This window comes from Pantoea sp. ANP04 (genome assembly GCF_041982285.1).
GTDB classification, from domain to species: Bacteria; Pseudomonadota; Gammaproteobacteria; order Enterobacterales; family Enterobacteriaceae; genus Pantoea; species Pantoea eucalypti.
Genome location: NZ_JAUTYS010000010.1, coordinates 132,298 through 154,036 on the forward strand (window position 1 = coordinate 132,298; position 21,739 = coordinate 154,036).

22 protein-coding genes are annotated in these 21,739 nt (G+C 55.5%); 8 read left to right on the top strand and 14 right to left on the bottom strand.

The genetic code is table 11. From position 1 onward, the window contains the following. Window positions 1-103: 103 nt before the first annotated feature. The 3 genes from Q7C21_RS14850 to copC are packed head-to-tail and all read right to left on the bottom strand — an operon-like array spanning window position 104 to window position 1,737. Window positions 104-451 (bottom strand): YebY family protein, encoded by a 348-nt coding sequence (locus Q7C21_RS14850; protein WP_003849240.1) that lies wholly within the window; start codon window positions 449-451, stop codon window positions 104-106. Window positions 452-479: 28 nt separating this feature from the next. After that, window positions 480-1,355, bottom strand: a complete 876-nt coding sequence (gene copD, locus Q7C21_RS14855; protein WP_154926357.1) for a copper homeostasis membrane protein CopD — start codon at window positions 1,353-1,355, stop codon at window positions 480-482. Between the two features lie 4 nt (window positions 1,356-1,359). Further along, entirely contained in the window at window positions 1,360-1,737 is a 378-nt protein-coding gene (gene copC, locus Q7C21_RS14860) for a copper homeostasis periplasmic binding protein CopC (RefSeq protein ID WP_375150852.1), read from the bottom strand. A gap of 151 nt (window positions 1,738-1,888) precedes the next feature. Here copC and Q7C21_RS14865 point away from each other — a divergent pair, with 151 nt between their 5' ends. Next, entirely contained in the window at window positions 1,889-2,122 is a 234-nt protein-coding gene (locus Q7C21_RS14865; RefSeq protein WP_008925353.1) for a DNA polymerase III subunit theta, read from the top strand. Next, a complete protein-coding gene (gene exoX / locus Q7C21_RS14870; protein WP_375150853.1) occupies window positions 2,119-2,790 on the top strand; it encodes an exodeoxyribonuclease X in 672 nt (223 codons plus the stop codon). The genes Q7C21_RS14865 and exoX overlap by 4 nt, the downstream gene beginning before the upstream one ends. On the opposite strand, the gene Q7C21_RS14875 is transcribed toward exoX, so the two are convergent. Both Q7C21_RS14875 and Q7C21_RS14880 read right to left on the bottom strand, forming a co-directional pair. Further along, window positions 2,784-4,847: a prolyl oligopeptidase family serine peptidase gene (locus Q7C21_RS14875; RefSeq protein WP_375150854.1), complete on the bottom strand. Its 2,064-nt coding sequence runs from the start codon at window positions 4,845-4,847 to the stop codon at window positions 2,784-2,786. The genes exoX and Q7C21_RS14875 overlap by 7 nt on opposite strands. A gap of 125 nt (window positions 4,848-4,972) precedes the next feature. Further along, window positions 4,973-5,629: a tellurite resistance TerB family protein gene (locus tag Q7C21_RS14880; RefSeq protein WP_140915483.1), complete on the bottom strand. Its 657-nt coding sequence runs from the start codon at window positions 5,627-5,629 to the stop codon at window positions 4,973-4,975. Between the two features lie 165 nt (window positions 5,630-5,794). On the opposite strand from Q7C21_RS14880, the gene purT reads away from it, so the two are divergent. Next, entirely contained in the window at window positions 5,795-6,973 is a 1,179-nt protein-coding gene (gene purT / locus Q7C21_RS14885; RefSeq protein ID WP_033761624.1) for a formate-dependent phosphoribosylglycinamide formyltransferase, read from the top strand. A 34-nt stretch (window positions 6,974-7,007) separates the two neighbouring features. On the opposite strand, the gene Q7C21_RS14890 is transcribed toward purT, so the two are convergent. Together Q7C21_RS14890 and zwf are read right to left on the bottom strand one after the other, a co-directional pair. Next, window positions 7,008-7,646, bottom strand: a complete 639-nt coding sequence (locus Q7C21_RS14890; protein ID WP_008925358.1) for a bifunctional 4-hydroxy-2-oxoglutarate aldolase/2-dehydro-3-deoxy-phosphogluconate aldolase — start codon at window positions 7,644-7,646, stop codon at window positions 7,008-7,010. A 214-nt stretch (window positions 7,647-7,860) separates the two neighbouring features. Next, window positions 7,861-9,336 carry a glucose-6-phosphate dehydrogenase gene (zwf, locus tag Q7C21_RS14895; RefSeq protein ID WP_003849222.1) on the bottom strand — a complete coding sequence of 492 codons (1,476 nt, stop codon included), beginning with the start codon at window positions 9,334-9,336 and terminating at the stop codon, window positions 7,861-7,863. Between the two features lie 363 nt (window positions 9,337-9,699). Here zwf and Q7C21_RS14900 point away from each other — a divergent pair, with 363 nt between their 5' ends. The 3 genes from Q7C21_RS14900 to Q7C21_RS14910 all read left to right on the top strand — a co-directional run bounded on the left by Q7C21_RS14900 (window position 9,700) and on the right by Q7C21_RS14910 (window position 13,445). Further along, the gene (locus Q7C21_RS14900; RefSeq protein WP_003849221.1) at window positions 9,700-10,578 is read left to right on the top strand and encodes a MurR/RpiR family transcriptional regulator; all 879 of its coding nucleotides are present in this window, start codon (window positions 9,700-9,702) and stop codon (window positions 10,576-10,578) included. 107 nt (window positions 10,579-10,685) lie between these two features. Then, window positions 10,686-12,128 (top strand): pyruvate kinase, encoded by a 1,443-nt coding sequence (pyk, locus tag Q7C21_RS14905; RefSeq protein WP_003849220.1) that lies wholly within the window; start codon window positions 10,686-10,688, stop codon window positions 12,126-12,128. Window positions 12,129-12,212: 84 nt separating this feature from the next. Continuing rightward, complete coding sequence (locus Q7C21_RS14910; RefSeq protein WP_275769484.1) at window positions 12,213-13,445, top strand: MFS transporter; 1,233 nt, start codon at window positions 12,213-12,215, stop codon at window positions 13,443-13,445. A gap of 125 nt (window positions 13,446-13,570) precedes the next feature. On the opposite strand, the gene lpxM is transcribed toward Q7C21_RS14910, so the two are convergent. The 3 genes from lpxM to znuA all read right to left on the bottom strand — a co-directional run bounded on the left by lpxM (window position 13,571) and on the right by znuA (window position 16,963). Further along, on the bottom strand, window positions 13,571-14,545 hold the full coding sequence (lpxM, locus tag Q7C21_RS14915; protein WP_008925360.1) for a lauroyl-Kdo(2)-lipid IV(A) myristoyltransferase: 975 nt from the start codon (window positions 14,543-14,545) through the stop codon (window positions 13,571-13,573). Between the two features lie 125 nt (window positions 14,546-14,670). Beyond that, window positions 14,671-16,002: a murein DD-endopeptidase MepM gene (mepM, locus tag Q7C21_RS14920; RefSeq protein WP_003849215.1), complete on the bottom strand. Its 1,332-nt coding sequence runs from the start codon at window positions 16,000-16,002 to the stop codon at window positions 14,671-14,673. 13 nt (window positions 16,003-16,015) lie between these two features. Continuing rightward, window positions 16,016-16,963 (bottom strand): zinc ABC transporter substrate-binding protein ZnuA, encoded by a 948-nt coding sequence (gene znuA, locus Q7C21_RS14925; RefSeq protein WP_003849214.1) that lies wholly within the window; start codon window positions 16,961-16,963, stop codon window positions 16,016-16,018. A 77-nt stretch (window positions 16,964-17,040) separates the two neighbouring features. Between znuA and znuC the strand changes: the two genes are divergently transcribed. Together znuC and znuB are read left to right on the top strand one after the other, a co-directional pair. After that, complete coding sequence (gene znuC, locus Q7C21_RS14930; protein WP_110411337.1) at window positions 17,041-17,796, top strand: zinc ABC transporter ATP-binding protein ZnuC; 756 nt, start codon at window positions 17,041-17,043, stop codon at window positions 17,794-17,796. Then, window positions 17,793-18,578 (top strand): zinc ABC transporter permease subunit ZnuB, encoded by a 786-nt coding sequence (znuB, locus tag Q7C21_RS14935; RefSeq protein WP_003849211.1) that lies wholly within the window; start codon window positions 17,793-17,795, stop codon window positions 18,576-18,578. The genes znuC and znuB overlap by 4 nt, the downstream gene beginning before the upstream one ends. On the opposite strand, the gene ruvB is transcribed toward znuB, so the two are convergent. The 4 genes from ruvB to Q7C21_RS14955 form a co-directional block, all read right to left on the bottom strand. Next, window positions 18,579-19,583 carry a Holliday junction branch migration DNA helicase RuvB gene (ruvB, locus tag Q7C21_RS14940; RefSeq protein ID WP_003849208.1) on the bottom strand — a complete coding sequence of 335 codons (1,005 nt, stop codon included), beginning with the start codon at window positions 19,581-19,583 and terminating at the stop codon, window positions 18,579-18,581. A gap of 8 nt (window positions 19,584-19,591) precedes the next feature. Beyond that, a complete protein-coding gene (gene ruvA / locus Q7C21_RS14945) occupies window positions 19,592-20,206 on the bottom strand; it encodes a Holliday junction branch migration protein RuvA (RefSeq protein ID WP_003849207.1) in 615 nt (204 codons plus the stop codon). A 96-nt stretch (window positions 20,207-20,302) separates the two neighbouring features. Next, window positions 20,303-20,830, bottom strand: coding sequence for a crossover junction endodeoxyribonuclease RuvC (gene ruvC / locus Q7C21_RS14950; protein ID WP_003849205.1), 528 nt, complete (start codon window positions 20,828-20,830; stop codon window positions 20,303-20,305). A gap of 34 nt (window positions 20,831-20,864) precedes the next feature. Next, window positions 20,865-21,608 carry a YebC/PmpR family DNA-binding transcriptional regulator gene (locus Q7C21_RS14955; RefSeq protein WP_003849201.1) on the bottom strand — a complete coding sequence of 248 codons (744 nt, stop codon included), beginning with the start codon at window positions 21,606-21,608 and terminating at the stop codon, window positions 20,865-20,867. Between the last annotated feature and the right edge of the window lie 131 nt (window positions 21,609-21,739).

Here is a 21,739-nt window from a genome sequence, read left to right on the forward strand (position 1 = left end):
ATGCCAGCAAACGCGGGAATCAGGGCCATAAACTGGATCAGATTGTGATCGCAACGGCAAAATTTCGGAGAGTGGGCGCAGCGCGAGGCTGCACCCGAAAGGCCTATTTTCCGCACAGCGCCTGAGTGCGTTCGATAATCGGCTGCAGGCTCATCATCTGGCCCGGATGGGCTTTGTCTTCGGCCTGAATCACGCTGATCGGCTGGGCTTTCACCTGCTTGTTTTTAAACAGTGTGTCTGCGATGTCGTTCAGCGGGTATGTCATCAGCGTACTCGGATTGATGGCAAACATCGCACCATCTTTCTCGCAGGTCAGCATCACCTCTTCACGATTAAAGGGCCACTTATCTTTACCGATCTCAAAGCGGCTGACGGTAATGATTTGCGCCGCCAGCGCCTGGCCGCATACGGATAACAACAGGATTGCGGGAATCACTTTCTTCAGCAACATAACTACCCTTTTCTCTCTTAAACTACATTCAGGCTGGCGACAGCGTGGCAAATACGCTGACCAGCCCAACCACGCCGCATGCCAGCAGTAGTTCAAGCTGCGTCATGCGAATAAATTTTTGCTGCGCCCCGCTGCCCGCCAGGCGGAATCGCGGCACCAGCCAGTATCGATTAATCAGCGCCACCAGAACCATCAGAGCAACCAGCAGCACTTTGCACAGCAGCAATATAACGTAGCGTGAATCGTGCCACATCAGCGGCCAGCCCGCGATCATTACGCTGTTTATCACCCCGCTGAGCAGCGTTAACGCCACCGCCAGATGACCATAGCGTGAGAAACGCATCATAGTGCGAATCGCATCGGTGCGGCGATCAATCTGCCGTGCCTCGCGCATCAACAGCAACAGTGGCAGTAATCCACCTGCCCAGAACGTCGCCGCAATCAGATGCAGTGCATGGTTAATCTGCTGAAGAACGCCGGGCCAGCTATCGCGCATCGCAGCATGGCCTATCAGCGCCATGCAGGACAGTTGCAGAACGCCAGCCAGCAGTAACACCTGCTGACGCAGGCGTCCGGTCAGTAATAGCGCGCCAACAGCCAGCACGCCGAAAATGATTTCCCACTGCCACACTTCACCAAAATGCGTGCCCAACACTGCCAGCCAGATATCGATGTCGGTCAGGTTAGTGCTGGTGCCGCTCATTAACACATTCTGGCAGGCCAGCATCGCCACCGCACTGAGCAGCGCCAGCCAGGCACTCCCCTTCACCAGCGGATTTAACTGAATCGCCAGCAGGGATCGGTAGCGTTTGGGCGCCAGCAGCGCACTGTAACAGGCGCTGCCTGTAAGCAACATCACGGCAGTAAAATGCAGCGCGCGCAGCAGGATCCACAGGGTTGTCACCGGGTTACTTCACACTAAAGCGATAGCTTCCAGCGGTTTTATGGCCATCCACCGACAGCACATGCCAGTTGACCTGATAATTACCCGCTTTTAGCGGCTGCGGCAGGCCGACAATCAGGCGTTTTTTCTGGTCAGACTCAACACGGGCTTTGGCGGTCTCGACGGGCTTCTGTGCACTATCCAGCAGCGTCACGCCACTGAACGCCGCTTCAATATCTTCACTGAAGTTCAGCGTCAGCGCATCGGGGGATGTCGTGACCTGCGCTTTAGCCGCCGGGAGAGAAGACTGAAGGTGTGCATGCGCCCCCGCCAGCGAGCTGAAGGCCATCATGCCCGCTGCCGTCACTGCTATAATCATGCGGGAAATGTTTTTTTTCTGCATAAGATCATCCTTTTAACCGCCGCCAGGGCGATAAATGTGGCAAAAGGATACGCTGCTGGTTTTACACTGTCGAGGCCAGCGATGCGATCCTTTATCCTTGATTCAGACCGACGAAAACATTACTTTTGCCGGCTATCGTCAGGAGATAATTATGAGCCGTAACCTTGCATTGCTGTCCCAGGAAGAGAAAGACAAGATAAATGTCGATTTGGCGGCCGCGGGCGTGGCGTTTAAAGAGCGCTATAACATGCCGGTCGTCGCCGAGATGGTGGCGCAGGAGCAGCCTGAAGCGCTGCGTGACTGGTTTCGTCAGCGTCTGATGCAATACCGTCAGGCATCACTCAGCCTGTCGCGCCTTCCTTATGAACCGAAGATGAAGCAATGATGTTCCGCGTTATTGATACCGAAACCTGCGGCCTGCAGGGCGGCGTAGTTGAAGTTGCGTCCGTGGATGTGGTCGACGGTAGAATTGTGAATCCGATGAGTGATTTGACCCTACCGGACCGCCCGATCAGCCGTCAGGCAATGGCTGTACATCGCATCACCGAAGCAATGGTCGCCGGTAAACCCACGATTGAAGAGGCGATTCCACGCTATTACGGCAGCGCTTTTTATGTCGCGCACAACGCCAGTTTTGATCGGCGGATGCTGCCTGAAATGTACGGCGAATGGATCTGCACCATGCAGCTGGCGCGCCAGCTCTGGCCGGGCATTAAATATGGCAACCAGGCGTTACGTCATTCGCTGAAGCTGGATGTCACGCCACCCGCTGAGCTTCATGCGCATCGCGCACTCTATGACTGCTATGTCACGGCGGCGCTGCTGATCCGTATCATGGAGACCTCCGGCTGGAGTGCCTCCGAAATGATTGTGCGTTCGCAACCGGCGGCCCAGCGCGATGATATTCTGCCGTTCGGCAAATATCACGGCCAGGCGATTGCCGTAATTGCCAGAAAAGATCCTGGCTACCTGAAGTGGGTACTGAATAATGTCAGTGATTTGCGCCCGCCATTGCGGCAGGCGCTGATTAAATACCTCTCTGAATCTCAGTAATCCTGGGCTGGCGGCAAGGTACCCTGCGCCAGTCCGAGCAGGAAGGTGTACTCCATCGCGATCCCTTCGTAGGCTTTGTAGCGTCCGGACTTGCCGCCGTGACCGGCATCCATGTCGGTGCAGAGCAGCAGAAGATTATTGTCGGTTTTCATCGACCTTAGCTTCGCCACCCACTTGGCCGGTTCCCAGTACTGCACCTGTGAGTCGTGCAGGCCAGTCGTGACCAGCAGATGGGGATAATCCTTCGCCTCGATATTGTCATAGGGGCTGTACTGGCGGATATAACGGTAATATTCAGGATCATTGGGGTTGCCCCACTCGTCATACTCACCGGTAGTCAGCGGGATCGATTCATCCAGCATCGTGGTAACCACATCCACAAATGGCACCTGAGCCACCACGCCGTGGAACCGTTCTGGTGCCAGGTTAATCACCCCGCCCATCAACAGCCCGCCTGCGCTACCGCCCATGGCATAAAGCCGCTCCGGGTGGCCGATGCCGCGTGCCACCAGCGCATCCGTCACCTCAATAAAATCAGTAAAGCTGTTCATTTTGTTCAGCAGACGACCACCGTCATACCATTGCTGTCCCAGCTCACCGCCACCGCGTACCTGAATCAGGGCATAGACAAAGCCGCGATCCAGCAGGCTCAGACGGCTGACGCTGAAATCGGCATCCATGCTGCTGCCATAAGCGCCGTAGCCATAGACCAGCATCGGGTTCTGACCGGGCTGATAATGCTTGCGGTGATAAACCAGCGAGACCGGCACTTCGGTGCCATCGCTGACTTTGATCCAGTGGTGCTCGCTTTTGTAATCTTCCGCGTTAAAGCCTTTCACCGCGCTCTGTTTCAGAATGCGACGTTCACCCGTATCCATATCCAGTTCAAACAGCGTGGTCGGCGTGGTCATGGACGAGTAGCCATAACGCAGTTTGCTAGTGCGGGGCGTGGGATTATAAGCAAGCCACGTCACATAGGTCGGATCGTCAAAGGCGATGCCGCTGGTCTCGCCGCTGGCCCAGTTGATCTGACGCAGACTGGTTAAGCCGCGCTGACGCTCTTCCACTACCAGCCAGTCGCGGAACAGCTGAAAATCTTCCATCACCACCTGTTCCCGCGCAGGAATCAGCGTTTCCCAGCGTGACTCATCCAGATAGCGACTGCGGTAGAGCCCGAAGTTTTTCCCGTCACGGTTTGATCGAATGAAAAACTGATGATCGTAATGATCGATGCTGTATTCGTGATCGCGACGGCGGGGCAAAAACACATGCGGCTGCGCATCAGGGAAGTTCGCATCGATTAACTGGATTTCGCTGGTGTTAGTGCTGTAGAGCGCAATCATGATGAACTGCTTGGAGGTGCTCTTGTGCACGCTGAGATGATAGGTGTCATCGCGTTCTTCATAGACCAGCTTATCATCAGACTGCGGCGAACCGAGTTCGTGTCGCCAGACCTGATAAGAGAGCAGCGTCTGCGGGTGCTTGCGCACATAGTAAAGGGTGCGTGAGTCATTGCCCCAGGCGAAGCTGGATGAGGCGTTGCTCAGCACTTCGGGATACCAGCTGCCACTCTCCAGGTTACGGAACCGGATGCCATATTGCCGCCGCGACAGGAAATCTTCCGCCAGCGCCATGACCCGGTTATCCGGGCTGATATGCAGCGCGCCCATGGTGTAGAAATCGCTGTGCGAGGCGCGCTGATTGGCATCCAGCAGCAGGCTCCACTCGCCCGATTCATCGCTTGCTGCGGGCTGACGGTAGTAGGCCGGGTATTCGTTACCGCTCTGATAACGACTCTGATAGCGGTAGCCGTTTTTGACATAAGGCACGGAGTGATCTTCCGGCGGCAGCCGATCGATAATCTCTTTTAACACTCGGTCCTGCAGCGGTTGCTGCGACGACATGATTTTTTTGCCGTAATTATTTTCGGCTCGGAGGTAATCAAGAACCTCGCTGTTTTCGCGTTTGTCGTCGCGCAGCCAGTAATAATTGTCAACGCGGGTCTCGCCATGCAGCGTCATCTCGTAGGGTATTTTTTTTGCGATGGGTGCTTTCATCCATCCGTCTCCATCAACGTAATGATCTGTAAGCGTAACACTTCAGCAGCGGGAAGCCAGACATAGGGTGAGAAGCTGCCGCCAGCGGAACATCTTCAGTGACCCGCTGGCGGAGAATCGAAGGTTTAACTGGCAGGCAGACGGGCTTTTTCGGCCTCGAGGTCCTGCTGAATGCCATCACGAACATCCTGAGGAATCTTCAGCGCGTCGCCCAGGGCGGAGAGATAGCTGCGCTCCATAAAGTGGTCGACGTCGATAGCGGCACAACTCAGGAAATAAAGCTCCAGCGCCTCCTCTTCATTTTTCACATCAGCCGCCAGCCACTGCGGATCCAGTGGGCGATTCATCGCTTTCTGAATCAGCAGCTCTGCATCCTGACCATAACCGGATTGATGAATGTTCTGCTCAATCGCGGCTCGCTCCTGATCGTCGATATGCCCGTCACTTTTAGCAGCAAACACCAGCGCAGTGACCAGGCGCTCAGCGCGCAGGTCAACGGGCGTCTGTGCCACACCAAAGTCAGGCTCATTCTGGTGCGCTTCGCTAACCCGCTGCTTGTATTTGTTCCACAGTACCGCGCCTGCTGCCGCACCCCCTCCCACAATCAGGGCTTTGCCGCCATATTTGGTCAGCAGTTTGCGCGACGACTTACTGGAGATCAGCATCGCAGCCAGACCGCCCAGCGCGCCGGGTGCCAGCATGTCACTTAAGCCGCCGCCCGGTTTGCTCTCACCGCTCTTCTTTGTCAGCACCGACTGAATCTGTTGCAACCAGTTATTCATCATTCACTCCTTTCAGGATGTCAGCCGTTATCCTGACCAAAAGGATGTCAGGAAACGTCAGAGCGGGAAAAGTACGGCAAAAAGCGGTGTCACATGGATGAAAGATGAGAACGCAAACGTTTTCGTTTATACTTGCGCGCGAATTTTGACTGCTTAGGGGAATGTATGACAACTCTCGGAACAGCGCTGCGTCCGGCGGCGACGCGTGTAATGCTATTGGGTTCAGGTGAACTGGGTAAAGAGGTGGCGCTGGAGTGTCAGCGTCTGGGGGTGGAAGTGATCGCGGTTGATCGTTACGCCGATGCCCCGGCGATGCATGTCGCCCATCGCAGCCATGTGATTAACATGCTGGATGGCGCGGCCCTGGCTGCGCTGATAGCGGAAGAGCAGCCGGATTTTGTGGTACCGGAAATTGAAGCCATCGCCACGGATACCCTGGTTGAACTGGAGCAGCAAGGCCAGCGCGTGGTTCCGACTGCCCGTGCCGCACGCCTCACGATGAATCGCGAAGGCATTCGTCGCCTGGCGGCTGAAGAGTTGTCACTGCCAACTTCCTGTTATCGCTTTGCCGACAGCAAGGCGCGCTTCGACGAAGCCGCTGCAGAGATTGGCTTTCCCTGCATTGTGAAGCCGGTGATGAGTTCATCGGGTAAAGGCCAGAGCTTTATCCGCGACGCCAGCCAGCTTGATAAAGCCTGGGACTACGCACAACAGGGCGGTCGCGCCGGAGCCGGTCGCGTCATTGTTGAAGGCGTCGTCAACTTCGATTTTGAGATCACCCTGCTCACTATCAGTGCCGTCGATGGCATTCACTTCTGTGCACCGATTGGTCATCGTCAGGAAGATGGCGATTACCGTGAATCATGGCAGCCGCAGCAGATGAGTGAGCTGGCGCTGCAGCGGGCACAGGATGTTGCCGCAGAGGTCGTTAAGGCGCTTGGCGGCTATGGTCTGTTTGGCGTTGAGCTGTTTGTCTGCGGAGATGAGGTGGTGTTCAGTGAAGTATCACCGCGCCCACACGACACCGGCATGGTGACGCTGATCTCGCAGGATCTGTCTGAGTTTGCGCTGCACGTGCGGGCGTTTCTGGGTCTGCCTGTTGGCGGGATTCGTCAGTATGGTCCCTCTGCTTCCGCCGTTATCCTGCCGCAACTGACCAGCCAGAACGTACAGTTTGTGAATGTCGAAGCAGCACTGGGGGCAGGGCTGCAACTGCGACTGTTCGGCAAGCCGGAGATCAGCGGTCAGCGTCGTCTTGGTGTGGCGCTCGCCAGCGGTGATAGCACCGAACAGGCGATTGCGCGTGCGGTTGCCAGCGCAGCCGCGGTCACGGTTCAGGGTTGACGTTATGCGGTGAGCAAATGCTCACCGCCATTACTTACTTCGCGCCTTCCACAGCTTCGCGTGCCAGGCGGGTAATGCGATCCCAGTCGCCCGCTTCCAGCGCATCGTTAGGCACAAGCCATGAACCCCCGATGCAGAGCACGCTTTTCAGCGCCAGATAGTCACGATAGTTGGCCGGGGAGATACCGCCGGTCGGACAGAAACGCACCTGCGGGAAAGGTCCGCCAATCGCCTGCAGCGCTTTAACGCCACCATTCGCTTCTGCCGGGAAGAACTTAAACTCGCGCAGACCGTAGTCCATACCCGTCATTAACTCAGAAACGGTGCTGATACCCGGAATCAACGGAACCGGCCCGTCAACCGCCGCTTTCAACAGCGATTCGGTGACGCCGGGGCTGATAACAAACTGCGCACCGGCATCGGTCACTTCCTGTAACTGCTGCGGGTTAATTACGGTTCCCGCACCAACGATCGCATCCGGCACTTCTTTGATCATCGCCCGTAAGGCATCCATCGCCACCGGTGTGCGCAGCGTCACTTCCAGCACTCTGACACCGCCCGCCACCAGTGCTTTCGCCATCGGCACCGCGTGTTCGAGTTTGTTCACCACGATGACCGGCACCACAGGTCCGGTGGTCAGAATCTGTTCAGCACTCGTTTTCCAGTTTTTCATCAGTTCCCCTTGCTTGATAACACCGGGATTATGACCCGGTCATGGAGCATCGGCTCCTGCCCTGTAAATTGCGTCACTACCATACATGATCCGCTTCCTGAGCGTCTATCACCCTGCGACCATTTTGAAACAGCAGTTCAATTTTATCTGCATGCTCTGGCCCGGTTTAACGGCGAAAAAAAAGCCCGCGTTGCGGGCTTTATCATCACTTTAGTTATTCAAATTCGTTCCACGACCGGCCATCGCGGGTGATCATCGCGACCGAAGCCACCGGACCCCAGGTGCCCGCCTGATACGGTTTGGAGGAATCGCCATCCGCAGCCCATGCTTCGATAATAGAATCGACATAGGTCCATGCGGCTTCCACTTCATCACGGCGCACAAACAGCGCCTGGATACCGCGCATGCTCTCCAGCAGAAGACGCTCATAAGCATCAGCGAGGTGCGACTGGTTAAATGTCTCGGAGTAACTCAGATCGAGCTTGGTGGTCTGCAGTTTGTGCTTGTGATCGAGGCCTGGCACTTTATTCAGGATCTCGATATCCACACCTTCGTCCGGCTGCAGACGAATCGTCAGCTTGTTCTGTGGCAGTTCTGAGTAGGAATCCTTAAACAGGTTCATCTCAGGGTTTTTGAAGTAAACCACAACTTCAGAGCACTTGGTCGGTAAGCGCTTACCGGTACGCAGGTAGAACGGCACGCCTGCCCAGCGCCAGTTATCGATATCGACACGAATCGCCACGAACGTCTCTGTTGCGCTCGTTTTATTGGCGCCCTCTTCTTCCAGGTAGCCCGGCACTTTTTTGCCCTGCACAAAGCCAGCGGTGTACTGACCGCGCACGGTTTTCTCACGTACGTTGGTCTGATCGATGCGGCGCAGCGAGCGCAGCACTTTCACTTTTTCGTCACGGATGCTGTCGGCGCTGAGATCGGACGGCGGCGACATCGCAATCATGGTCAGAATCTGCAACAAATGGTTCTGGATCATGTCGCGCATCTGGCCCGCTTTATCGAAGTAACCCCAGCGGCCTTCAATGCCCACTTCTTCGGCCACGGTGATCTGCACATGGTCGATGGTGCGGTTATCCCAGTTGTTGACGAAGATGGAGTTAGCAAAGCGCAACGCCAGCAGGTTAAGCACGGTCTCTTTGCCGAGATAGTGGTCAATACGGAACACCTGGCTCTCTTCAAAGTATTCGCCAACGCTGTCGTTGATCTCCTGAGAGGTTTCCAGTGAGGTGCCCAGCGGCTTCTCCATTACCACGCGCGCCGGTTTGGCATTCAGCTTCGCCGTGCCCAGGCCCTGACAGATCGCGCCAAAGGTGCTGGGTGGCATCGCAAAATAGTTGATGGTGGTGCGGTTTTTCTGATCCAGCATCTTGCCCAGTTTCGGGAAGTGCGTGGTGTCATTAACATCGAGGTTGCAGAAGTCGAGACGGTTGCTGAGTTTATCCCACAGCGCTTCGTCAATCTTCTCCTTCATGAAGGTTTCCAGCGCTTCACGTACCACTTTGGTGTATTCCGCTTTATCCCACTCAGCACGGCCGACACCAATAATGCGGGTTTCTTCATGGATCTGACCCGCTTTCTCTAACTGGTACAGTGAAGGCAACAGTTTACGGCGTGCAAGATCGCCTTTGGCACCGAAAATCACCAGATCGCATGCCTGGGCTATTTGTGTTACCGCCATTTTCCTCTCCTCGTTGCAGGATAATCCGGTGGTGATGCATCTTCTGCCACCGGGTCCAGGTTATTATTTTCTTTCAGCACAATGTACTTTTTTCCCTGCGCCAGGTAAACCGACTCGCCGGGTCAACCGCATTAACTCTGTACCGGATGTGCTAAACACGTGTGATGACACGTGCGGATTGCCGTTTTTTTCTGTTTCTGTTGGTGTCAGGAAAATCTGGCACCGGTCAAAGTATCCCAAAAAAAAGAGCAATCAACTTGTCAGCCGTTGCGCTTGCCAGGTGCTGGCGCGATATAGTCTCTGTTAATCGGCTCCTGCGACAGTGATAATTGAAATGATAAAAGTGATTATGGTCATCAGCTTATGAATATGCTGGAAAAAATTGAGGCGCAGTATGCAGCGCTGAGCAAAGCGGAAATGAAAGTCGCCCGGCAGATTCTGGCTGAACCGCAGGCGGCGATGCACTCCAGCATCGCAACACTCGCCGGCATTGCCGGCGTCAGTGAACCCACCGTGAACCGCTTTTGCCACCGACTGGGTGCACGGGGCTTTCCCGACTTTAAACTGCATTTGGCGCAGAGCCTGGTGAAGGGCAGCAACTGGGTCAGCCGGGGCGTTGAAGACGACGACACAGCAGAGAACTACAGCCACAAAATCTTCGACTCAGCGCTTGCAGGACTGCAGCGGGTGCGCGATCAGCTGAACAGCGCGCATCTGCAACAGGCGGTAACCCTGCTCGCGCAGGCCGATAAACTCGCCTTTTTCGGGCTCGGTGCGTCCGCTGTAGTGGCGCATGACGCTTTCACCAAATTTCTGCGTTTTAATCTGCCGGTCATCTGGTCGGACGATATTGTGATCCAGCGCATGAGTTGCATAAATAGTCGAGCCGGTGACGTATTTGTTCTTATTTCGCATACTGGACGCACAAAAAATATGGTAGAACTGGCTCGCCTGGCCCGTGTAAACGGTTCCACCGTTATTGCCATCACCTCTCCCGATTCACCCCTTGCTCATGAAGCAGCGATAGCTTTAGTGCTTGATGTACCGGAAGATACTGATGTCTATTTGCCGATGGTGTCGCGCCTGGCGCAGTTGACCGTGATTGATGTGCTGGCGACTGGTTTTACTCTGGAACGGGGTGCGCCCTTCCGGGAAAACCTGAAACGCGTGAAAGAGGCGTTGAAAGCGTCGCGTTACGAAAAGAACACCCTTCGGGAAAAGGATGATCAGCAAAAAAATTAACATCACATTTACAATGTGAGTCGTATCACAACCCATCGATCATATAGAATAGATAACCTTGCTGTGTCCACTGTCCATGACACGCTTAAATGTTTACGGAGTCCTCGATGTCAAGACGTCTCAGAAGAACCAAAATCGTTACAACCCTCGGCCCGGCTACCGATCGTGATAATAACCTGGAAAAAATCATCGCTGCCGGCGCGAACGTTGTACGACTCAACTTCTCTCACGGCACGCCAGAAGACCACCAGCTGCGTGCTGATAAAGTGCGCGAAATCGCGGCAAAACTGGGTCGCCATGTGGCTATCCTCGGTGACCTTCAGGGCCCAAAAATTCGCGTTTCAACCTTCAAAGAAGGCAAAGTTTTCCTGAATATCGGCGACCGTTTCCTGCTGGATGCCAATCTGGGTAAAGGCGAAGGCGATAAAGAGCGTGTCGGAATCGACTACAAAGGCCTGCCTGCAGATGTGGTGCCAGGCGATATTCTGCTGCTGGATGATGGTCGCGTGCAGCTGAAAGTGCTGGAAGTTCAGGAGATGAAAGTGTTCACCGAAGTTACTGTCGGTGGCCCACTGTCGAACAACAAAGGCATTAACAAGCTGGGCGGCGGCCTGTCGGCTGAAGCGCTGACCGAAAAAGATAAAGCGGATATCATCACCGCCGCTAAAATCCGTGTTGATTACCTGGCTGTCTCCTTCCCCCGCTGTGGTGAAGATATGAACCTGGCACGTCGCCTGGCGCGTGAAGCCGGTTGTGACGCCAAACTGGTGGCTAAAGTGGAACGTGCCGAAGCGGTTGCCAGCCAGGAAGCGATGGATGACATCATTCTGGCCTCTGACGTGGTGATGGTTGCGCGTGGCGACCTGGGCGTTGAGATTGGCGATCCGGAACTGGTCGGCATTCAGAAAGCGTTAATTCGCCGTGCCCGCCAGCTTAACCGCACTATCATTACCGCGACCCAGATGATGGAGTCGATGATCACTAACCCGATGCCGACCCGTGCAGAAGTTATGGACGTGGCAAACGCCGTGCTGGATGGTACCGATGCCGTGATGCTGTCTGCGGAAACCGCCGCAGGTCAGTATCCGGCTGAAACCGTTTCAGCGATGGCGAAGGTCTGCCTGGGTGCAGAGAAGATTCCAAGCGTTAACGTCTCCAAACACCGTCTGGATGTGCAGTTCGACAACGTCGAAGAAGCGATCGCTATGTCTTCTATGTATGCTGCGAACCATCTGCAGGGCGTGACCGCCATCATCACCATGACCGAGTCTGGCCGTACGCCGCTGATGACCTCGCGTATCACTTCAGGCCTGCCGATTTTTGCGATGTCGCGCCATGAACGCACCCTGAACCTTACCGCACTCTATCGCGGTGTCACGCCGGTGTTCTTCGACAGCAACAACGACGGCGTCGCTGCTGCACACGACGCGGTTAACCTGCTGCGTGATAAAGGCTTCCTGGTCTCCGGCGATCTGGTCATCGTGACGCAGGGTGATGTGATGGGCGCCACCGGCACCACCAACACCACCCGTGTGCTTCGCGTGGATTAATTGAGTCTGGGTTGACATTGTCGGTGTAGAATCAATGACGCGACTGCCAGGCAGTCGCGTTTTCTTTTCTGACAAGGAGGCAAGATGCCCCGTTTCCAGCCTATCAGCCAGCTTACCGGCCGAATTTTACTTTTTCCTCTGGCGTTAGTGCTATTCGAGTTTGCTACCTATATTGCTCACGACATGATCCAGCCTGGTATGCTGATCGTCACCAGTGAGTTCTCTGTTGGCCCTGAGTGGGTCTCTACTTCGCTAACCGCCTACCTGATTGGTGGTGTAGTGCTGCAATGGCTGCTGGGTCCGCTCTCTGATAAGTTTGGCCGGCGACCGGTGATGCTGTCTGGCATCCTGTTTTTTGCTGTCGCCTGCATGCTGACGCACTGGGTCAGCTCGATTGAGGAATTTGTCAGCCTGCGCTTCATTCAGGGCATCAGCCTCTGCTTTATCGGCGCAGTTGGCTATGCCGCGATCCAGGAAGCCTTTGATGAGGCGCTGGCGGTGCGGATGATGGCGCTGATGGCTAACGTAGCGTTACTGGCTCCGCTGGCAGGCCCACTGGCTGGTGCCGCCTGGCTCACTGTTGGCAGCTGGCGCAGCATGTTCTGGCTGTTTGCCGCCTGCAGCCTGGTCGCTTTTGTGGTGCTGTGGCGTGTGATGCCCGAAACTGCAGGCGACCGCAGTCATTCTATCGCCCTGCCCAATCTGGCGCGCAACTATGGCCGGTTAATGAAAGACCGTCTGGTGGTGTCTGGCTCTTTTGCGATCGGGCTGGTGTTTATTCCAATCCTCACCTGGGTTGCCCTTTCGCCGGTGATCCTGATGCATGATGAAGGTCTGTCACGCATGCAGTACGCCCTGCTGCAGCTGCCGGTGTTTCTGGCGATGATCGCCGGTAACCTGACGCTGAGTAAGCTGGCGGGACGGGTGCCGATTGAACAGCCTGTGAAGTTCGCCGCCTGGCCCATTCTGATTGGCCTGAGTCTTGCGCTGGTCGCAAGCCTGCTCAACAGTCATAGTTATCTGCTGATTACCGCCGGCCTGAGTCTCTACGCTTTTGGTGCCGGAATGGTAAATGCCGGGCTGTATCGCCTGACGCTTTACGCCAGTAATGAAGGTAAAGGTAGCGTAGCCGCGATGCTGGGTATGATCAGTATTCTGACGCTGGCGGTGGGAATTGAACTGGCGAAAAGTGGCTATTTCAGTGGCGGCACGCTGTGGTTCTGTCTGATTAACTTTATCAGCGGCGTGCTGTGGTTTGGGCTGGTTATTCTGTTTATGCGTGAGCGTAAACGCCGCAGCCGGCTCGAGGCGTTATAACAAGCTGCGCAGTCCTTTTTCTCAGACGTCGACCCTGGCCAAAGCAATGGAGCATAGGCCTAGTGCAAAGCATGCTCCGTAGCGCAAACTTCATGATCAAAAAAGGCCGCGAGAGCGGCCTTTTTCTATTTGCGCGGATAAAGCTCTTTGCGCGAATAAGGTTCGATGTCACCCTCTTTGCGGGTTTTCAGCAGCTTGAGGATCCAGGTGTACTGCTCGGGATGCGGACGGACAAACACTTCCACCTCTTCATTCATCCGGCGCGCCAGCTGACGATCGTCTGCTTCCAGCAGGTCATCCATCGGTGGACGCACATAAATCTCAAGCTTGTGCGTGTCGCTGTTATAAACCGGGAACAGTGGCACCACGCGGGCACGACACACCTTCATCAGTCGACCGACTGCAGGCAATGTTGCTTTGTACGTGGCAAAGAAATCGACGAACTCGCTGTGCTCCGGGCCATGATCCTGATCGGGCAGATAGTAGCCCCAGTACCCCTGCCGAATCGAACTGATAAACGGCTTAATCCCGTCATTGCGGGCATGCAACCGGCCTCCATAACGGCGACGTGCCGTATTCCAGGCATAATCCATCAGCGGGTCGCTCTGATTATGGAACATCGCCGCCATCTTCTGCCCTTCTGACGCCAGCAACATCGCGGGGATATCCACCGCCCAGCCGTGTGGCACCAGGAAAATCACATTCTGCTGGTCAGCCATCATCTGATCGATAATGTCACGGCCGTGCCACTCAACACGCTCACGGATACTCGCCGGATCGCGCAGCACCAGCTCGGTCATCATTGCCATTGCCTGCGGTGCGGTCGCAAACATCTCATCGACCAGCGTTGCCCGCTGCGCTTCACTCAGTTCCGGCAGACAATAATAGAGGTTAATCAGTGCACGGCGACGTGCACCCTTTGCCAGCTTACCGGCAAAACGGCCTAAACGGCCCAGCAGCGGATCGCGCACTTTCGGCGGTAAATAAGCCAGACCCGCCAGCGCACCAATTGCCAGCCAGCTGCCCCAGTACTTAGGTTTGAGAAAAGAACGTTCAAAAACGGGAATAAATTCAGTGTTATTTTTTTTACGGGTTTCCATGCACTCGCCTCAAGCAATGACCGGCTTATGATAGTGACGACCTGAAAATTTGCAATCATCCTGCGCCAGATAGCAAAAAACCGACGGAGATGCCGTCGGTTTTTGTGCGATTTGACGAAATTCGCTTACTTCAGACCCAGTTGAGGCAACCAGGCTTTCACCTGCGCCATATAATCACTGCGATCTTTGCCGGTCAGACCTTCCATGCGCGGCAGTTTCGCCGTTAATGGGTTAACCGCCTGATTGTTGATCCAGATTTCGAAATGCAGATGCGGGCCGGTAGAGCGTCCGGTATTACCTGACAGCCCGATACGGTCGCCACGCTTCACTTTCTCACCGGGTTTCACCAGCACTTTCTTCATGTGCATATAGCGGGTCATATACTGACGGCCATGACGGATAGCCACATAGTTACCCGCAGCGCCGCCGTTCTTCGCCACGACAACCTCACCATCCCCGACTGCCAGCACGGGCGTACCGATTGGCAGCGCAAAGTCGACGCCTTTATGCGGCGCAATGCGACCGGTCACCGGATTAAGACGACGCGGATTAAAGTTCGATGAGACACGATACTGCTTAACCGTCGGGAAACGCATAAAGCCGCGCGCCAGACCGGAGCCGTTGCGATCGTAGAACTTGCCATCTTCAGCGCGGAAGGCGTAATAGTCTTTCCCGCCGCTACGCAGGCGCACACCCAGCAACTGGCTCTGTGCACTCTTACCCTCCAGCATTTCGCGTGACATCAGAACGCTGAACTGGTCTCCCGCACGCAGTTTGCGGAAGTCCATCTGCCACTGCATCGCTTTAATGACGGCGCTGGCTTCGGCACTGCTCAATCCCGCCCGCATGGCGCTGGCGGCAAAACTGCCGCGCACTTCACCCTGCATTACGCTGTTGCGCCATTCACCCTTCTGCATCTCCGCTTCCATCTTAAAGCCACCCGATGGGGTGCGCTCATAGGTGCGGGTTTCGCGGCGGGAAATTTCCCAGCTCAGGGTTTTCAGGCCGCCATCATCATCCAGCGTCCAGCTCAGTTGCTGACCCACCTGCAGATTACGCAGATCCCGGTCGCTTACCACCAGCGCGTTAATGTCGCTGATGTCGATGCCATACTGATTCAGTGCGCTGCTCAGGGTATCGCCGGATGAGACGGTGTAGTCGTGAACCCCAGCCGTTTCCGGCGCGTCGGTGTCCACATCGTCCGCTGGCAGCTCTTCGTCCGGTTCCGGTGTGCTTTGATCGATCGGCTCACTGGCTTCCGGCAACAGCGTGCGGAGGGTGTTCTTATCCAGCTCAATGTTTTTAACGATGGGCGTCACATCATCCGTGGGATGATAAACGTAAGGCCGCCAGACAGCGACGGCCAGAGTGACGACAGTTAACGATCCCAGCATTACGCGGTGGGGGCGCGGCAAATTATTAAATGCGAGGGCGACAGAGCGGGCTATCTGCTGCACTTTTACCTATTCCTCATGCTCCATTCAGGCAGCTTTCATACTGGCTCGACAGTTGTGAGAGGAATTTCACATAGCTGTCTTTGGCTAAGCTGATGTCTGTGCCCAGAGGATCGAGTGTGCCTTTACGCACCTGCGTTCCACGGGAGACAGCATCGATGACTGCTGGCCTGAATTGTGGCTCAGCAAAGACGCAGACCGCCTTTTGCTCAACCAACTGTGTTCGTATCTGGTGTAAACGCTGAGCGCCCGGTTGAATTTCAGGATTGACGGTAAAGTGCCCGGTGGGCGAAAGACCGTAGTGCTTTTCAAAGTACGTGTAAGCGTCGTGAAAAACGAAATATCCTTTATTTTTAACCGGAGCAAGTTGTGCGCTAACGCGTTTGTCCGTGTCCGCCAAAGCTACCTCAAACTGCTGGAGGTTGGCGTCAAGTTTGGCTTTATCTTGCGGCATAAGTTCCAATAATTTTCCATGGATTGCAACCGCGGTTTTGCGCGCAATCTCTGGCGACAACCACAGGTGCATATTAAACTCGCCGTGATGATGGTGATGAGCATCTGCGTCCTGATCTTCGGATTTTTCCGCTGCATGTTCCTCTTCATCTTCACCACCGCTAATCAATAACGGTTTTACCCCGTCGATGTTCACCATGGCGAGGTTTTTTTGGGCTGGAAGTTCGGCTGCAGATTTCGCCATAAAGGCTTCCATTTCAGGCCCGACCCAGACAACTAAGTCCGCGTTTTTTAAGCGTTTTGCATCAGAAGGTCGCAGGGAGTAATCGTGTTCAGATGCCCCGTCCGGCAGCAGCACTTCTACCGGCGTGACGCCATCGGCGATGGCCGCAGCGATAAAACCTACCGGTTTGAGTGAAGCCACGACATTTGCCTGGGCAGGAAGGGTTAATAAAGCTGAAACAGTTAAAGCCCCTAAGGCGAAAATTGCGCCCTTTTTATTGTGTAACATATTGCGTCATTCCATCGTGACCATGAGGTGGAATGTGATATTATAACATTCGAAATTCTGTGCAACCTGTAAATACTATGACCTCACTTGTCACACTCGATAACGTTTCGATAAAGTTTAACCAGCGCAATGTGCTGTCTGGCGTCAGCCTGACCCTGCAGCCTGGTCGCATCCTCACTCTGCTGGGTCCCAACGGTGCCGGTAAATCAACACTGGTGCGTGTGGTGCTTGGCCTGCTTGCCCCGACGTCCGGTTCCGTTCAGCGTGATCCCGGCCTGCGTATTGGTTATGTCCCTCAGAAGCTGCACATCGATCCTACTCTGCCGGTAACAGTAGAGCGTTTTATGCGCCTGACGCGTGGCAGTAAAAACGCGGAGATTCTGCCGGCCCTGAAACGGGTGCAGGCGGGCCACCTGCTTCATTCGCCGCTGCAAAAACTGTCGGGTGGTGAAACTCAGCGTGTGCTGCTGGCCCGCGCGCTGCTGAATCAGCCTCAGCTGCTGGTGCTTGATGAGCCAACGCAGGGTGTGGATGTGAACGGTCAGGTTGCGCTGTATGACCTTATTAATCAGTTACGCGTGGAACTGAACTGCGCCGTGATGATGGTCTCCCACGATCTGCATCTGGTCATGGCAAAAACTGACGAAGTGCTGTGCCTTAACCACCACATCTGCTGTTCCGGTACCCCGGAAGCGGTCTCGCAACATCCGGAATTCATCGCGATGTTTGGCCCGCGTGGCGCAGAAGAGCTGGCGATTTACCGTCATCATCATAATCACCGTCACGACCTTCAGGGACGTATCGTTTTACGCAAAGGACAGGGTTCATCATGATTGAGTTGCTATTACCGGGCTGGATAGGCGGTGTAATGTTAGCGCTGGCTGCCGGTCCGCTGGGTTCGTTTGTGGTCTGGCGCAAGATGTCCTATTTCGGCGATACCCTGGCGCACGCCTCTCTGCTCGGGGTGGCATTTGGCCTGCTGTTAAATGTGAATCCTTACTATGCGGTGATTCTGGTCACGGTCTGCCTGGCGCTAGGCCTGGTCTGGCTGGAGCGTCGTCCGCATCTGGCTATTGATACCCTGCTGGGCATTATGGCGCACAGTGCGCTGTCGCTGGGTCTGGTGGTGGTCAGCCTGATGAAGAACGTGCGCGTCGATCTGATGGCGTATCTGTTTGGCGACCTGCTGGCGGTCACACCCGACGATCTCTGGATGATGGGTGGCGGCGTGGTGATCGTACTGCTGGTGATGGCGTGGCAGTGGCGGTCGTTGCTGTCGATGACCATCAGCCCGGAGCTGGCGCAGGTCGATGGCGTCAATATCCAGCGTACCCGGTTGGTTCTGATGCTGGTCACGGCGCTGACAATTGGGGTAGCGATGAAGTTTGTCGGTGCGCTGATCATCACCTCACTGCTGATTATCCCGGCGGCGACCGCACGCCGTTTCGTGCGCTCACCGGAAGGCATGGCGGGCGTCGCGGTGGTCATCGGTGTGATTGCCGTCACCGGCGGTCTGACCTTCTCCGCGTTCTACGACACGCCTGCCGGGCCGTCGGTTGTGCTCTGCGCTGCCATCCTGTTTATCTTCAGCATGGTACGCAAACCGGCCATGTAGTTACTCTTCGCGCGTCATACCGAAGTGACGATAAGCATGCTGCGTGGCCATCCGGCCACGTGGTGTGCGCTGAATGAAGCCCTGCTGAATCAGGAAGGGTTCAATCACATCTTCAATGGTTTCCCGCTCTTCACCAATGGCAGCAGCCAGGTTGTCCAGCCCCACCGGCCCACCCATAAATTTGTCGATGATCGCCAGCAGCAGTTTACGGTCCATATAATCGAACCCTTCGCTGTCAACGTTAAGCATATCCAGCGCGCTGCAGGAGACTTCACCGCTGAGATCACCGTTTGCCCGCACTTCTGCGAAGTCACGAACGCGACGCAGCAGGCGGTTGGCGATACGCGGTGTGCCGCGTGCGCGACGGGCGATCTCTAATGCCCCTTCATCACTCAGCGCCAGGCCCAGACAGGCGGCACTGCGACCCACGATGTGCTGCAGATCTTTAACCTGATAGAACTCCAGACGCTGCACAATGCCAAAACGGTCGCGCAGCGGCGAGGTCAGCGAGCCAGCACGCGTGGTGGCACCAATCAGCGTAAACGGCGGCAGATCGAGTTTGATTGAACGCGCAGCCGGGCCTTCACCAATCATGATATCCAGCTGATAATCTTCCATCGCCGGGTAGAGTATCTCTTCCACTACCGGTGAGAGGCGATGGATTTCATCGATAAACAGGACGTCATGGGGCTCAAGGTTGGTCAGCATCGCCGCCAGATCGCCCGCTTTCTCCAGCACCGGACCGGATGTGGTGCGCAGATTGACGCCCATCTCATTGGCCACGATGTTGGCCAGAGTGGTTTTACCCAGCCCTGGTGGACCGAAGATCAACAGATGATCGAGCGCATCGCCGCGCAGTTGCGCTGCCTTGATGAATATTTCCATCTGCTCACGCACCTGCGGCTGACCGACATATTCGGTCAGCATCTTCGGGCGAATCGCGCGGTCAATAACCTCTTCTTCGCTGATACTGGCAGCGGAGATCAGGCGGTCGGCTTCTATCATGACTTACCTCAAATGGCGGCGCGTAGCGCTTCGCGGATCAGGGTTTCGCAATCCGCATCCGGTCGACCGACTTTACTGATCATACGGCTCGCTTCCTGCGGTTTATAACCCAGTGAAACCAGCGCTGCAACCGCTTCGGATTCCGCATCATTGGTTTCCGGCTCGGCGCTCGGCGTGGTGAGCGTAAACGCAGAATCGCCGCCAAACAGGTCGCCGTGCATCCCTTTGAAGCGGTCCTTCATCTCGACCACCAGTCGCTCAGCCGTCTTCTTGCCCACACCGGGCAGTTTAACGAGTGATGCGATCTCTTCTTTCTCGACGGCAGTCACAAACTGCTGCGCCGACATGCCGGAGAGGATCGCCAGCGCCAGCTTGGGCCCGACGCCATTCACTTTAATCAGTTCGCGAAACAGCGCGCGCTCCTGCTTGCTGTTAAAACCAAACAGCAACTGCGCATCTTCACGCACCACAAAATGGGTAAAAATCACCGCTTCGTGCTGAAGTTCAGGCAACTCATAAAAACAGGTCATGGGCATGTAAATTTCATAGCCGACGCCGTGTGCCTCAAGCAGCACCAGTGGCGGCTGCTTTTCCAGAATATTGCCCCGTAAACGACCTATCACCTGAATGCTTCCTTAACTAAAGAATGTGGCGGATTTTATAACATAAAAAAGGCTGGATGAATATCCAGCCTGAGAGTGAGACCTGAGCGATAAGCGCTAACCTGAGCGCAATCGTCCGCGCGTCAGCACCAGCTTGCTGTCACTCATGCGCGCCGCGTTTTGGGCCACGTGACAATGAGTGATGGCTATCGCCAGTGCATCGGCGGCATCCGCCTGCGGGTTTGCGGGCAGCTTCAGCAGGGTTCGCACCATGTGCTGCACCTGACTTTTCTCGGCGCTGCCGATGCCAACCACGGTCTGTTTCACCTGACGGGCGGCATACTCAAACACCGGCAGATCGTGGTTAACCGCGGCAACAATGGCGGCACCGCGCGCCTGGCCGAGCTTCAGCGCCGAGTCGGCATTCTTCGCCATAAACACCTGTTCAATGGCGAAGAAATCGGGTGAAAACTGCGTGATGATTTCGCAGACGCCCGCATAAATCAGCTTCAGACGGGCGGGCAACTCGGTGGTATTGGTGCGGATACAGCCGCTGCCCAGATAGGTGAGCTGGCGGCCAGTCTGACGAATAACACCATAACCGGTGATGCGTGAGCCGGGATCAATTCCCAGGATAATCGACATTACGCCTCTCCGGTTAACAGGGCGGCAGACGCCATTACAGCGTTTCCGCCACCTCGTCGGAGATCTCACCGTTGTGATAAACCTCCTGCACATCGTCGCAATCTTCCAGCATGTCGATCAGACGCAGCAGTTTTGGTGCGGTTTCCGCATCCATTTCGGCTTTGGTCGTCGGGATCATCGCCACTTCTGCGGTATCCGCTTTCAGACCAAGTGCTTCCAGTGCATCACGCACCGTGCCCATCTCTTCCCATGCGGTGAAAACATCAATCGCGCCGTCGTCATAGGTGACAACGTCTTCGCCGCCCGCTTCCAGGGCCGCTTCCATTACCGCATCTTCATCCTGACCTGGCGCAAAAGAGATCACGCCTTTCTTGTTGAACAGGTAAGCCACGGATCCGTCAGTACCCAGGTTGCCACCGGTTTTGGTAAAGGCGTGACGCACTTCACCCACGGTACGGTTACGATTGTCACTGAGGCATTCAATCATGATGGCTGAACCGCCTGGACCATAACCTTCATAAATGATGGTTTCCATGTTGGCGTTGTCATCGCCGCCCACACCGCGCGCGATAGCGCGATCCATGGTGTCGCGGGTCATGTTGTTCGCCAGCGCTTTATCCATCGCGGCACGCAGACGCGGGTTTGAGCCCGGATCACCACCGCCCAGCTTGGCCGCTGTCACCAGTTCACGAATGATTTTGGTGAAGATTTTGCCGCGCTTAGCATCCTGCGCCGCCTTACGGTGTTTGGTGTTTGCCCACTTACTGTGTCCTGCCATTTTAACGTTTCTCCGATCTTTTACAGGGTGCAGGCTATCCTGGCTGCGAGCCTGTTTACCGTCGGTGCTTACACCGTTTTTAAAAACCCGTGTACCCGCTTTGGGCGAGCATCGCGCATGATCATCACGTA

Excerpts from the sequence above, each read along its gene's own strand:
- lpxM (WP_008925360.1), bottom strand. The coding sequence starts at position 14,545 with ATGGAAACCCGTAAAAAAAATAACACTGAATTTATTCCCGTTTTTGAA.
- Q7C21_RS14865 (WP_008925353.1), top strand. The coding sequence starts at position 1,889 with ATGAGCCGTAACCTTGCATTGCTGTCCCAGGAAGAGAAAGACAAGATA.
- Q7C21_RS14850 (WP_003849240.1), bottom strand. The coding sequence starts at position 451 with ATGTTGCTGAAGAAAGTGATTCCCGCAATCCTGTTGTTATCCGTATGC.
- zwf (WP_003849222.1), bottom strand. The coding sequence starts at position 9,336 with ATGGCGGTAACACAAATAGCCCAGGCATGCGATCTGGTGATTTTCGGT.
- exoX (WP_375150853.1), top strand. The coding sequence starts at position 2,119 with ATGATGTTCCGCGTTATTGATACCGAAACCTGCGGCCTGCAGGGCGGC.
- ruvC (WP_003849205.1), bottom strand. The coding sequence starts at position 20,830 with ATGTCGATTATCCTGGGAATTGATCCCGGCTCACGCATCACCGGTTAT.
- Q7C21_RS14910 (WP_275769484.1), top strand. The coding sequence starts at position 12,213 with ATGCCCCGTTTCCAGCCTATCAGCCAGCTTACCGGCCGAATTTTACTT.
- znuA (WP_003849214.1), bottom strand. The coding sequence starts at position 16,963 with ATGTTACACAATAAAAAGGGCGCAATTTTCGCCTTAGGGGCTTTAACT.
- Q7C21_RS14880 (WP_140915483.1), bottom strand. The coding sequence starts at position 5,629 with ATGAATAACTGGTTGCAACAGATTCAGTCGGTGCTGACAAAGAAGAGC.
- Q7C21_RS14955 (WP_003849201.1), bottom strand. The coding sequence starts at position 21,608 with ATGGCAGGACACAGTAAGTGGGCAAACACCAAACACCGTAAGGCGGCG.
- znuB (WP_003849211.1), top strand. The coding sequence starts at position 17,793 with ATGATTGAGTTGCTATTACCGGGCTGGATAGGCGGTGTAATGTTAGCG.
- pyk (WP_003849220.1), top strand. The coding sequence starts at position 10,686 with ATGTCAAGACGTCTCAGAAGAACCAAAATCGTTACAACCCTCGGCCCG.
- znuC (WP_110411337.1), top strand. The coding sequence starts at position 17,041 with ATGACCTCACTTGTCACACTCGATAACGTTTCGATAAAGTTTAACCAG.
- Q7C21_RS14890 (WP_008925358.1), bottom strand. The coding sequence starts at position 7,646 with ATGAAAAACTGGAAAACGAGTGCTGAACAGATTCTGACCACCGGACCT.
- Q7C21_RS14875 (WP_375150854.1), bottom strand. The coding sequence starts at position 4,847 with ATGAAAGCACCCATCGCAAAAAAAATACCCTACGAGATGACGCTGCAT.
- copC (WP_375150852.1), bottom strand. The coding sequence starts at position 1,737 with ATGCAGAAAAAAAACATTTCCCGCATGATTATAGCAGTGACGGCAGCG.
- ruvB (WP_003849208.1), bottom strand. The coding sequence starts at position 19,583 with ATGATAGAAGCCGACCGCCTGATCTCCGCTGCCAGTATCAGCGAAGAA.
- Q7C21_RS14900 (WP_003849221.1), top strand. The coding sequence starts at position 9,700 with ATGAATATGCTGGAAAAAATTGAGGCGCAGTATGCAGCGCTGAGCAAA.
- purT (WP_033761624.1), top strand. The coding sequence starts at position 5,795 with ATGACAACTCTCGGAACAGCGCTGCGTCCGGCGGCGACGCGTGTAATG.